Raw genomic sequence first — 12,278 nt, 5'->3', positions numbered from 1 at the left:
CTGGGAGCCTAGTTGCCCGGGCCCCAGCCACGAAAAGCGCTGCGCACCCCCGGCCGCCTCAGCGACGGAAAGACGCCTGGTGCTCGAGGAACCACTCGTAGACGCCGCGGATACCGTCCCGCAGACCGACGGTCGGTTCCCAGCCGAGGGCCTTGATCCGGTCGACGTCGAGCACCTTGCGCGGCGTGCCGTCGGGCTTCGAGGTGTCGTGGGTGAACTCGCCCTCGTAGCCGACGACGTCGGCGATCATCTGCACCAGTTCGTCGATCGTGACGTCTTCGCCGACGCCGATGTTGATCGGCGCCGGGTCGTCGTAGCGCTCGAGCAGCACCAGGCAGGCGCGGGCGACGTCGTCGGTGTGCAGGAACTCCCGCTTCGGGGTGCCGGAGCCGTAGATCGTGAACGTCTCGTCGCCGGCCTCCATCGCGGAGTGCAGCCTTCGCATCACCATCGGCATCACGTGCGCGCCCGGGATCTCGAAGTTGTCACCCGGCCCGTACAGGTTCGTCGGCATCGCGGAGATGTAGCTCCGGCCGTACTGCCGCCGGATCGCCTGCACCTGCAGCACGCCGGCGATCTTCGCGATCGCGTACGCGTCGTTCGTCTCCTCCAGCGGACCGGTCAGCAGCGAATCCTCCCGGATCGGCTGCGGCGCGAACTTCGGGTAGATGCAGGACGACCCGAGGAACAGGAACCGCTCGACGCCGAACTCGTGGGCGGCGTCGAGCAGGTTGGTCTGGATCCGCAGGTTGTCGGAGAGGAACTCGGCCGGATAGGCGGAGTTCGCGAAGATCCCACCGACCTTGGCCGCGGAGTCGATGACGTACTGCGGGCGAGCCTCGTCGAAGAACGCCCGTACCGGCTCGCGATCACGCAGGTCGAGCTCCTTCGACCGGCGCCCGACCAGGTTCGTGAACCCCATCGATTCGAAGTACCGCCAAATCGCGGATCCGACGAGGCCGCCGTGCCCGGCGATGTAAACCCGTGCGTCGCGGGGGACCGGGTGGTGGAACAAGGCGTGTCCTCTCCGGGTAGTAACGTCTGCCGCCAGCGTAACCACCCTCTGGAGAACCCCGTCGTGAAGATCGTGATAGCGCACAACCGCTACGTCTCGGCGAATCCGTCGGGGGAGAACACGGTCGTCGATCTGGAGTCCCGGCTGCTCAGCGAGGCCGGCGTCACCGTGCTGCCGTTCCAGCGCAGCTCGGACGAGATCGCGGGGTTCTCGGCCGTGCAGAAAGCGCTCCTGCCGATCTCGCCGATCTACGCGGCGCCCGCCCAGCGGGAGCTCTCGGCGCTGCTCGCCGCCGAAAAACCGGACGTGCTGCACCTCCACAACCCGTACCCGCTCCTCTCGCCCTGGGTGGTGCGTACCGCTCATCAACACGGCGTTCCGGTCGTCCATACCGTGCACAACTTCCGGCAGGTCTGCGCGAACGGGCTCTACTTCCGCGACGGACACTCCTGTCACGACTGTCTCGGCAAGACGTTCCCGTACCCGGCCGTCCAGCATTCCTGCTACCGCGGGTCGAAGGCGCAGAGCGTCCTGATGGCGACCACGCTCGCCGCCCACCGCGGCACCTGGCGGTCGGTCGACCGCTACCTCGCGCTCACGCCCGCGATCGCCGACCACCTCCGGTCGTTCGGCATCACCGACCCGCAGATCACGGTGAAGCCGAACGGCGTCCCCGACCCTGGCCCTCACGACCAGGTCGGCTCGGGGTTGCTCTTCGTGGGCCGGTTCTCGGCCGAGAAGGGTCTCGGTCTTCTTCTCGACGCCTGGCGGCGGCACCCCGATGGGACAGTGGGAACCCTGCGCCTGATCGGGGACGGACCGCTGGCTTCCGAGGTGGCCGCCGCGGCCGCCGGGCGCACCGACATCGAGCTGCTCGGACGCTTGCCGCACGCCGACGTGCAGGTGGCGATGCGGGCGTCGGCCGCGCTGGTGACGCCGTCGACGTGGGACGAGGTGTGCCCGATGGTCGTCGTCGAGGCGCTCGCGAACGGGCGCCCGGTGCTGGCCACCGCGCTCGGGGGCCTGCCGTTCCTGGTGGGTGCCTCTCCGAGCGAGCCGGCCGGGAAAGGGATGGCCGGGGAAGGGGTGGCCGCGGAAGCCGGGTGGACCGTGCCGGCGGACGTGGACGCGCTGGCGGCGATCCTGCCGCGGGCCGTCGCGGAGGCGCCGGGGCTGGCCGCCGGGGCGCGGCGACGCTACGAGCAGATGTTCTCGACCACGGTGACCACGGCTGCCCTGCTCAACGTGTACGAGGAAGTGGCCGCGGGCCGTTTGGTCCAGTGAATCGCGGATAGACAGCGGGTAGCGGGTGAGTACCGTCCAGCTCTCTTAGGTATGAATGCGAGAATCAGGGGCCGGACCGCGACCGGAGGACTCAGCACAGCCGTGGCGAAGAACAAACTGACCCAGCGATTCGGCGTCTTCCCGCTGCTCGACCCCGGCCGGTGGACACCCCGGCACCGGCAGTTCCTGATCGTCGGTGCGGTCATCGTCGCGGTCGCCTGGCTGGTGGAGGCGGCTCAGCAGACCGCCGCCAACGGCACCCGGGCCGCGGTCGGTGCGGCGCTCGCCGTCGCGGTCGCCGGATTCGCGCTCTCGCTGCGCGGCGTGACCTGGTCGGGCCTGGGCGTCGGCGGGTTCGTCGTGTTCTGCGGAATCATGTCCTGGACCTGGACGACCACTCGCGCCGTGACCTGGTCGGTCTACGCGATCGGCGGGATCCTGCTGCTGGCCTGGACGTTCCCCTGGGTCCGTGACGCGGTGCGGCTGCCGCGGCTGGGCGCGGCGTGGCTGGGGCTGGCGTACTGGCCGCTGGGCATCATCTCCGCGGTGCTGACCGCGCACTGGGACGTCGGCGCGCAGCGGATCGCGTACTTCGGCGTCTCCGCGCTGGCGGCGCTGGGCATGCTGGTCGCGCTCCGGCGCACCGGCCGCGACCCGTCGATCGGCGTCGTGGCCGCGTTCCTGCTGGCGATCTCGGCGCTGTTCCTGGTCGGCTCGGGCAACATCCTGGACGACGTCCACGCGGTGCCCGACGGGCCCTGGGGCCGGAGCATGACCGGGCGTTTCTGGGGCGGCCCCGGGCTGCTGTACCACCCGAACTCGCTGGCGCTGATCGGTGTGCTGGTCACGCTGCGGATCGCGCCCGACCGCTCTTTCAAGCCCTGGCAGCGCATGTCGGCGCTCGGGCTCACCAGCCTCGTCATCCTGCTGACGAACTCGCGGACGGCGTGGGGCTTCCTCGTCTGCGCCGCGGTCGTGCACCTGCTGGTGCTGGCCCGTCGCCAGTGGTGGGCCCGGGGCGGGCGTCCGGTGCCCGACGACGGGCTGCCGTCGTACCCCGACTGGCGCCGGGCTGCGGTGGCGGCGATCATCCCGTTCCTCGTCTTCGGCGCGGTGTTCGTCGGCATGGGCGGGATGTCCTCGCTGTTCCAGAGCCGCTACCAGAACACCGTGACGACGCCGGTCACCGATCAGAGCGACACGCTCGACGTCACCAGCGGACGGCTCGACACCTGGCGTCAGGTGTTCGACGACTTCTCGGCCGACGCAGTGGTCGCGAAGGTCTTCGGCAACAACGACGATCCGCGCGGCGCCGTGGTGCGGGAGTCGACCGGCAAGGCCGGCGAACGCCCGGAGCTCACGACCGACAACTCGGCGATCGGCGCACTGCGCCGCGCCGGGATCCTGGGGTGCGTCGCGTTCCTGCTCGGCCTCGGGCTGATGATCTGGCGCTCGCTGCGGCGGGGAGCGCCGGCCTGGTTCACGATCGCGGCGATCTCCTCGATCGCGACGATCCCGTGGGCGGACTGGTTGCTCGGGGGTCTCGGCGGCACGTTCTGGATCTTCTTGCTGGCCGCGGAGGCCTGGGTGGTCTTCCGGCCCGCTGAGCGGGCCGAGGTGCCCCCGGGAGCGGTGGAGGGTGGTCTGGGGCGGGAAGACCGGGTGAGCGATCGTACGGGGGCGCTCGGCGACGGCGCGGCGGCCCGGCCCGCGGGTCACGGGGCCTCGAACCCCGGGCCGGTGAGCACGTCGCTGCCCCGGTGAGGACGGCGGCGTCCGTCCCGACCCGGGCCGCGCGGTGGGTCAGCGGTCGTCGAGGCGAATGCTCCGGCCACTCAGCTGGTCGTCGAGCTGCTGGATGTCGGCGTCGACCATGATCTGCGCCAGCCGCCGCCAGTCGGTGGCGGTCTTCCACCCCAGCTGCCGCTCGGCCTTGCCCGGATCGCCGATCAGCGCGTCGACCTCGGCCGGACGCTCGTAGCGCGAGTCGTGCCGGACGTACTTCTCCCAGTCGAGCCCGGCGTGGCTGAACGCCGCCGACACGAAGTCCCGGACCGTCGCCGGGTGGCCGGTCGCCAGCACGTAGTCGTCGGGCTCGTCCTGTTGCAGGATCCGCCACATGCCCTCGACGAACTCCGGCGCGTAGCCCCAGTCGCGGACCGCGTCCAGGTTGCCGAGGAACAGGTCTTCCTGCAGGCCGGCCGCGATCCGGGCCACGGCCCTGGTGATCTTGCGGGTCACGAACGTCTCGCCGCGGCGCGGGGACTCGTGGTTGAACAGGATGCCGTTCGACGCGTGCAGCCCGTACGACTCGCGGTAGTTCACGGTCATCCAGTACGAGTACATCTTCGCGACGCCGTACGGGCTCCGCGGGTGGAACGGCGTCGTCTCGCTCTGCGGCGGCGGCGTCGCCCCGAACAGCTCGGATGTCGAGGCCTGGTAGTACCGGGTCTCGATCTTGGCCGCCCGGATCGCCTCGAGCAGGCGGACCGTGCCCAGGCCGGTCGTGTCGCCGGTGTACTCCGGGATGTCGAAGCTGACCCGCACGTGGCTCTGCGCGGCCAGGTGGTAGACCTCGCCGGGCTGGATGTCGCGGATCGCGTTGACCAGCCCGCTGGCGTCGGTGACGTCGCCGTAGTGCAGGAACAGCCGCCGGTGGGCCTCGTGCGGGTCCTGGTAGATCGCGTCCAGCCGCTCGGTGTTGAACATCGATGCCCGCCGGATGATGCCGTGGACCTCGTACCCCTTCGCGAGGAGCAGCTCAGCCAGGTAGGAGCCGTCCTGCCCGGTGATGCCGGTCACGAATGCCACTCGTGGCGAGGCGGCAGGAGGGGTCGGGTCGGTCACTGCGAATCCTTACCGTTGATGGGCGATCGCGGGTCATCGTACGGGCGCGGGGCCCGCCGTCTCGTCGGCGACCGTCGTGGGAGGTACGGCCGGCCCCGAGGCGTCGTCCGGCTTCGGGGCGTCGTCCGGCTCTGGAGTGTCGTCCGGGTCGGTCCCGCCGGTCTGCGCGAGCCGGTGCAGGGCCTTGCGGTACAGGACGACCATCACGACCAGGCCGACCGCGGAGCCGAACGCCATGCCCGAGGCGGCACCGCGGAGGTCGAACCACAGCGTGCCGAGCACCAGGCCGGCGCACTGAGCCAGGCAGAACATCGCGTACTGCACGAACAGGCTGCGGACACGCTGCATCCCGCGCAGCGCGGCCGTGAACGGCACCTGGACGAGATAGATCAGCGCCTGCAGCGCCACCGGGAACGCGATCGTCCCGGCCTCGGCGTACTTCGGCAGGATCGCGTCCAGCAGCGGACCGGCCAGCGGCGACAGCGCGACCGGCAGGAGGCCGCAGAGCACGGTCGCGCTCAGCGCCTTGCGGACCAGGCGGCTCATCCCGGCGACGTCGCCCTCAGCGGCGAGCCGGGACATCCGGGGTACCAGAAGGCTGGAGACGGCCATCTGGAGGTTCTGAGCGGGCATCAGCAGCCCGTACTGGGCCGCGCGCAGCATCGCCAGTGCGGCCGGGGCCAGCAGGCCGGTGACGAGCGTGTAGACGAGCTGCACCTGGGCCTGGCCGAGCAGCGCGGTCGCGGTCATCCAGCTGGAGAGGTGCCGGGTCTCCCGGATCCAGCCGCGCAGGTCGCCGCCGAAGATGTTGAAGACGTTGATCCGCGACCGGATCAGGAACGAGAACGCACCGGCGACGCCGCCCGCGCCCCAGGCGCACAGGAACACCGCGCCGTCCCGGTACCCGGCACCGAGCAGGACGGCCAGCAGCACGGCCTGGACCCCGATGTACGTCAGGTCGGAGATCAACGCCCGCGCCGGACGCCGGGCGGCCAGGAACGCATAGCGTCCGGCGTCGTGCACGAGGACGAACGGCAGGAACGGCGCGAGCCAGATCAGCTCGGAGAGGAAACCCGGCCCGGTGGCCCAGGCGAGGACCGCGAGCACCGAGGCGATCAGCCCGAACGCCGCGGCGGTCTTCGTCGCGTCGGTGGCCTGGCGGGCGCGTTCGGTGTCGCCGTAGCGCGCCGAGTACGTCAGTAACACGTCGCCGACCAGCGCCCGCGCGATGCCGATCGCGAAGTAGCCGACGCCGATCGCGAACAACACCGCGCCGGCGTGCGACGGCGGCAGGAACGGGAGGACGAGCAGACCGGTCGCGGCGTTCGCCCCGGCGCTGACCAGCTGATCAGCGAGCCCGGCGGTGGTGTTTCCGCGGAGCCTCTGCAGGACCTTCACTTCAGGACTGGGGGTCGTTCGCGACCAGACCGGCCTTGCGCGCGGACTGCCCGATGCTGGCGAGGAGGAAGAGTCCGTTCACGACGGCGAACGCGGCCATCAGCCAAGGCGTCCAGCCCGGCAGGAACGCGATCACCACACCGCACACGGTCACCACCGCACCGTAGTCCCGCACGAGTTTGACGATGCGGACGGCCAGGGACTTCGACGTCATCAGGCTGGCCGACGCGGTGTCGGTCGAGGCCAGCACCGAGGTCACCAGGTTGATCATCCAGGTACCGGCGAACACCGCGACCAGCCACGCCGGCACGTCGGGCGTGTGGGCGACCGCGGTCGCCGAGATCGCCGCGACCAGCGAGATCTGCACCGCGACGTCGCACAGGATGTCGACCCGGGCCCCGGCCGGACCGGCCCTTCCGGTGACGCGGGCCAGCTGACCGTCGGAGCAGTCGAGGCTGTAGGCGAGGTGCCAGGCCAGCAGCGCGCCGACGCCCAGGATCCAGGGCGGGACGTCTCCCCGGGCGGCGGCCGGAGCCAGGCTGACCACCGCGGCCGACGCGCCCAGGCCGAGCGCCAGGTTGATCAGCGTCAGCGCGGACGGAGCCAGCCGCATCCGGTACGCGGCGACGGCGAGCACGGCACCGATGCGCTGGTTGATCGTCTCGGTGAACAGGCCGCCGCCGCGGTTGCGGGCCAGGAAGTCGGCTGCCGTCGGCCGGCGCGGTGTCTCCGCCTGGCCGGACACCGACTGCGGGGTGGCCTGCGACGTCATCGGGTCTCGACTTCCAGTTCGTTGGCTCGGGCCAGGTCGGCGTCGAAGTCGACCTCGACGACGCCGAAGCGGGAGATGTCCACCGCGCGGTACCGGCTGCCGGCGTCGGCGATCGCGGTTTCCACACCACGCTCGAAGTAGTCCTGATCGTCGCAGGATTCGAGGTGGGTCACGAGCGTCGACTTGTCGGCCCCGGACACGTAGTTGATGCCGACGGCCTCGCCGAGCGCACCCTCGCGGACCTGCTTGGAGAGGTCTTTCACGTACCCGTCCCCGTCGAGGGTGTACTTGACCTCCTCCTCGGCGACCGAGTCGGTGTTGACGCAGATGAAGCTCTCGCCGTCCTCGACCTTCCCGGCGACGTCTTCGAGCAGCCCGTCGACGAACACCACGTCGCCGTTGAGCCAGAGGACGCCACCCGGCGACGACAGCCGGAGCGCCTTGAGCAGGCTCTTGGACGTGTTCGTCTGGTCGTAGACCTCGTTGTAGACGAACTTGACGTCGGGCGCGGCCTCCATGATCAGGTCCATCTTGAAGCCGACCACGATCGTGACGAGGGCCTGGCCGCCGAACGCCGCGTCGATGCGGTCGAGCTGGTGGCGCAGGATGCTCTTGCCGTCACGCAGCGGCGTCAACGTCTTGGGGTGCGGACGTCCGAGTCGCGTGCCGAGCCCGGCCGCGAGGATCACCACCTGCGGCGCCATGAATTCATCAGCTCCTCATCGTCCGGCCGTCCCGCGGGGAGGATAGCGGCCCGTGTTTCCTGGGCGGTCACCCCACTGACAGTTGTCGATCATCCCGACTTCCGGTCGTGGACATCCGATGTTCCCGAGAGTGGGCGAAACGATGGCCGTCCGGAGGATCACCGGGTCGGTGATCCTCCGGTAGGGCTGAGCCGCTTGCTCGTCGGTGGGGTTTTCTTGTGACGGGGGCGGAGGACTGCCGGAGGCGGGTTCTCGGAGGCGGGTTCTCAGCGGCGGGTTGTCGGTGGAGGTTCTCAGGGGCGGGGTGTCAGCGGGGGTTCTCAAGGGTGGGGTGTCGGCGGCGGGGTGTCAGCGGGGGTTCTCAAGGGTGGGGTGTCGGCGGCGGGGTGTCAGCGGCGGGGTGAGCGGTGTCGGCCGACGTGGCCGGAGGGGCCGGGGTCGGGGCCGGGGTCGGGGTCGGGGGTGGGCACCGAGGTCGGGGCCGTCGGCGCCGGGGCCGTCGGGGCGGGGGGCGGGGCAGGGGCCGGGGGTGCCGTCGGAGCCGCCGGCGGGGTGGTGCTCGCGCGGGTTTCGCTGGCCGGAGCGGGGCTCGGCTGGGAGGGGCTTGTCGGGGCGGCGCTTGCCGGGGTGGGATTCGCCTGGGTGGCGGGCTCCGCGGGGGTGACCGGGGTGCCGGGGGCGGGTTTGAGCGTCGACGGCCGGAAGTCGAGCGAAACCGGTCCCGGCCCAAACGGCCGCCCGCTCTTGGGAGAGCTCCCCGAAGTGGACCGCCCGGCAGCGGAGCTCCCGGCGGAAGGGCTCCCCGAAGTGGGGCTCCCGGCGGTTGGGTTCCCCGGAGCGGGGTTCCCAGCGGTGGCGTTCCCGGCGGTGGGGTTCCCTGAAGTGGATCGCCCGGCAGTGGAGCTCGCGGCGGTGGGGTTTCCCGACGTGGGTCTCACGGCAGCGGGGTTCCCAGCGGTCCGGCTACCCGCGGCGGGGCCACCCGCGGCCGGGCGTACGGGAGCCGAACTCAAGCGGATCGGGCTCACGGGAGCTGGGCCAACGGGCGCCGGGCCGGCCGAAGCCGGACTGACCGGCCGCGGGGCCGCTGCGGATGCGCCGCGCTGCGGTGCGCCGATTGAAGGCGCATCGACGGAAGGCGACTCGATCGCACCGCCGACCGCCGGACCACCGCCCGGCCGGCCGTCGACCGGTCGATCATTGACTCGCGGGGCGCCGAACCGCAGGGCGCTGCCCTCTGGGGTACCGCCCGGCCGACCGCTGACCTGCGGTGCGCGGACCTCCGGGCCGCTGTTGGGTGGGCCGCTGACCGGTCGGCCACCGACACGAGTGGCCCCGAACTGCGGGGAGCTGAACTCTGGGGAGCGGAACTCCGGAGCGCCGCCCGGCCGGCCACTGACCTCCGAGTCACCGAGCCGCTGTGCGCTGATCGCCGGGTTGCTGCTTGGTGGCGCACTGATCGGTCGACCACCGACTCGCCGGGCGCCGGAGTGCGGGGCGCTGCCCTCCGGACCACCGCCCGGCCGGCCGCTGTCCTGCCGGTTGCCGACCGTGGGGCCGCTGTTCGGAGGGCCGCTGACCGGTCGGCCACTGACTCGCGGGGTGCTGGGGTGCGGGGCGCTGACCTCTGATGTCCCGCCCGATCGCCCGCTGACGAGCGGACTACCGACCTGCGGTGCGCCGGTCGCCGGAGTGGCGACCAGCCGGCCACTGACCCGAGGAGCACCGGCGGGCGGTGCCCCGCCGGGCGGTGCACCCACGGGCGGTGCACCGACAGGCGGTGCACCCACGGGCGGTGCGCCGACGGGCGGTGCGCCGACGGGCGGTGCGCCAAGTGGTGGGGCGCTGGCCAGGGGTGCGTGCGCCTGTGACGTCGGCTCCGTCGGAGCGAAGGCATTCCACGACCCCAGCTCCGATCCGCCAGCCTCCCGGCGCGGACCGCCGTCCTGGGAGGGGGCGTCGTTCCGCGGCGGGAAGTCGTCCTCGCGGCGCGTGTTGTTCCACGTGGGCGGGTCGGCCCGGAACGGGTTGTCGTTCTGGTCACGGGCGGGGCTCCGCGGCGAGGAGTCGTCCCCGCGGGGGGCGTCGTTCCAGCTCGGCGGGTCGAGCCGGAACGGGTTGTCGTCCCGGTCCGAGGGCCCGTCGCGATGGGGGCGCTCCTCCGGGCGGGTGCGCTCGTCGTCGGCAGGATTCCCGTCCCGGGGGCGCGGCGCCGGCCGCCGGGCGGGCGCCGGCCGATACGGCGACTCCTCGCGCCTCGGCGACTCGTTCCGACGAGATGGCTCCTCTCGCCGAGCCGGCCCAGCGCCGAACGAAGGGTCGTCCCTGCGCCGTGACTCGCCCGGGCGTGACGGCCCGCCGCCGTACCGCGCCTCGTCCCGGTGCAGCGCCTGGTCCCCGTGTAGCGCTTGGTCCCCGTGCAGCGACTGGTCCCCGTGCGGCGGTTCCGCGCCGAACGGAGGTTCATCCCTGCGCGGCGGCTCCTCTCGCCGCGTGGCGTCCGCGCCGAACGGCGGCTCGCCCCTGCGTGAGGGCTCGTCGGGCCTCGGTCGCTCTTCCCTCCGCGCGGCCTCCGCGCCGAACCGCGACGGTTCGCCGCCGTGCCGAGCCTCGTTCCGGTACGCCGGTTTCGCGGCAAACGGCGGTTCGCTCCTGCGCGAGGGGTCCTCGGGCCTTGGCCGCTCTTCCCTCCGCGCGGCCTCCGCGCCGAACTGAGGCTCGCCCCGGCCCGACGGCTCGCCGCCGTAACCCGGCTCGCCGCCGTAACCCGGCTCGCCGCCGTAACCCGGCTCGCCGCCGTAACCCGGCTCGTCCCGGCGCGTCGGTCCGCCGCCGTAGCCCGGCTCGCCCGGCCGCGTTGGCTCGCCGCCGTACCGCGCCTCGTCCCAGCGCGCCGGCTCCGCCTGCCCCGGAATCTCCTCCCGACGCGCGAACTCGCCCCCGCCCGACTCGTCCCGGTACGGCGACTCGTCCCGAGAGACCTGGCCTCCCCGCCCCGAGGACGACGACTCCTCGCGGGACCCGGCCGGCTCGTCCGGCAGATCCAGGATCGCGAAGCCCCCGGTGAACGGGTCGTCCTCGGGCAACTCCGCCCGCCCCGGACGCAACCCGTCCGGCGCCCAGCTCTCCTCACCGTGCGGAACGTCGTCCGCCAGCCCGTCGAGAGCCGTGGCCCCGCCGAACGCGCTGATCCGCCCGGTCGTCTCCGGGTCCTCCTCGGCCACGACCGGCGGAGCCGCGGGCGCCTCCACCCCGTAGTGGTGGTAGAGCGCGAGCTCCTGCTCGGGGGTGAGCCCCCCGAACGGTCCCTCCGGCTCGAGCTCCGGCGCGTTCTTCACCAGCGTCTTGTCGAACGGCAGCTGCAGACGTTCGCCGTCGAGCGAAGCGTCCGCGACCGGAACGAAGCTCTCCCGGTTACCGAACAGACCCGTGTGCACGGTCACCCACTGGGGCGCCTGAGTCCGGTTGTCGAGGTAAACCTGGCCGATCTTGCCGAGCTTGCTGCCTGTCCCGTCGTACGCGGTCGCATGCACGAGTGCCTGCGCATGCTCCTGTGTCAACACGGTTGTTGCCTCCGCGGTCTTCGTCGGCCGACCGTCTTCGTCGACCAACCGGACAAGGTACCCATCCCCGGAAAGGCCTAACTCGTTGCCAGGTGTGAGGTGAAACGCTTACGGAGGGCGCACGGTTCGGCCTTGCGCCGATATGCCCCCGAACGCCGTCGCAACGCGTCAGCAGTTGACTGGCATCACGCCGGTCACAACCGTGTCGAACTGGTACATCAGGCACTTCGAGCGCATGACGCGCGGCAATCAGCCGGCGTCCCTCCAGCACATCATCCGGGTGGCCAGGTGGCCTCTCATCCGGTGCGGTATCCCCCCACCTGGGGCGCGCCTCTTGACGTGGCGGACCGGCACAGGCACGCTCTTCTCGTAGCGCGCAGCTAATGCACATGCTTGGTGGCTGAGCGTGACGAGCGGTAGAAGTACGAGCCTGTAATTTCGGCTCGGTAGTTTCGTTTCGCCGAGGTGCACGGTGGGGCGAGGTTCGGGCCGACTCCCGTCGTCCCCCCGATGTTTCAGCGGCTGCCTGTGGGAGACCGGGCTCCGCGAGGAACACGGATCAACCGGGGGAGTGGTTCGAGCGGCTGGCAAACGGGGTGTCATGCCGCCTGCCTGGGGATTCGACAGTAGTGTGCCTTGCGGCTACACTGCTAGTTTGCGCTGCCTTCTGCCTTTCGCACCTCCATTTGTTGGGG

Annotated in this window: 8 protein-coding genes; 2 read left to right on the top strand and 6 right to left on the bottom strand. The window is 71.6% G+C overall.

The genetic code is table 11. From position 1 onward, the window contains the following. Nucleotides 1–58: 58 nt before the first annotated feature. Nucleotides 59–1,015: a GDP-L-fucose synthase family protein gene (locus ACIBZJ_RS29755; protein WP_395935362.1), complete on the bottom strand. Its 957-nt coding sequence runs from the start codon at nucleotides 1,013–1,015 to the stop codon at nucleotides 59–61. A 63-nt stretch (nucleotides 1,016–1,078) separates the two neighbouring features. On the opposite strand from ACIBZJ_RS29755, the gene ACIBZJ_RS29750 reads away from it, so the two are divergent. Together ACIBZJ_RS29750 and ACIBZJ_RS29745 are read left to right on the top strand one after the other, a co-directional pair. Then, a complete protein-coding gene (locus tag ACIBZJ_RS29750; RefSeq protein ID WP_395935360.1) occupies nucleotides 1,079–2,299 on the top strand; it encodes a glycosyltransferase family 4 protein in 1,221 nt (406 codons plus the stop codon). Nucleotides 2,300–2,401: 102 nt separating this feature from the next. Then, a complete protein-coding gene (locus tag ACIBZJ_RS29745) occupies nucleotides 2,402–4,063 on the top strand; it encodes an O-antigen ligase family protein (protein WP_395935358.1) in 1,662 nt (553 codons plus the stop codon). A gap of 39 nt (nucleotides 4,064–4,102) precedes the next feature. Here ACIBZJ_RS29745 and gmd read toward each other — a convergent pair whose 3' ends face one another. The 5 genes from gmd to ACIBZJ_RS29720 form a co-directional block, all read right to left on the bottom strand. Continuing rightward, nucleotides 4,103–5,146 carry a GDP-mannose 4,6-dehydratase gene (gene gmd, locus ACIBZJ_RS29740; protein WP_395935356.1) on the bottom strand — a complete coding sequence of 348 codons (1,044 nt, stop codon included), beginning with the start codon at nucleotides 5,144–5,146 and terminating at the stop codon, nucleotides 4,103–4,105. 33 nt (nucleotides 5,147–5,179) lie between these two features. Then, nucleotides 5,180–6,544, bottom strand: coding sequence for a hypothetical protein (locus tag ACIBZJ_RS29735; RefSeq protein WP_395935354.1), 1,365 nt, complete (start codon nucleotides 6,542–6,544; stop codon nucleotides 5,180–5,182). A 1-nt stretch (nucleotide 6,545) separates the two neighbouring features. Continuing rightward, the gene (locus ACIBZJ_RS29730) at nucleotides 6,546–7,316 is read right to left on the bottom strand and encodes a CDP-alcohol phosphatidyltransferase family protein (protein ID WP_395935352.1); all 771 of its coding nucleotides are present in this window, start codon (nucleotides 7,314–7,316) and stop codon (nucleotides 6,546–6,548) included. Next, on the bottom strand, nucleotides 7,313–8,020 hold the full coding sequence (locus tag ACIBZJ_RS29725) for an NTP transferase domain-containing protein (protein WP_395935350.1): 708 nt from the start codon (nucleotides 8,018–8,020) through the stop codon (nucleotides 7,313–7,315). Before ACIBZJ_RS29725 ends, ACIBZJ_RS29730 begins: the two co-directional genes overlap by 4 nt. A gap of 389 nt (nucleotides 8,021–8,409) precedes the next feature. Next, on the bottom strand, nucleotides 8,410–11,553 hold the full coding sequence (locus ACIBZJ_RS29720; protein WP_395935588.1) for a PRC-barrel domain-containing protein: 3,144 nt from the start codon (nucleotides 11,551–11,553) through the stop codon (nucleotides 8,410–8,412). Nucleotides 11,554–12,278 lie beyond the last annotated feature (725 nt).

Origin of the sequence: Cryptosporangium sp. NPDC051539 (assembly GCF_044454545.1) — a bacterium.
Taxonomy (GTDB): Bacteria; Actinomycetota; Actinomycetes; order Mycobacteriales; family Cryptosporangiaceae; genus Cryptosporangium.
The sequence above is the reverse complement of the archived record's forward strand: the minus strand, read 5'-3'. Positions and strand labels throughout refer to the sequence as shown.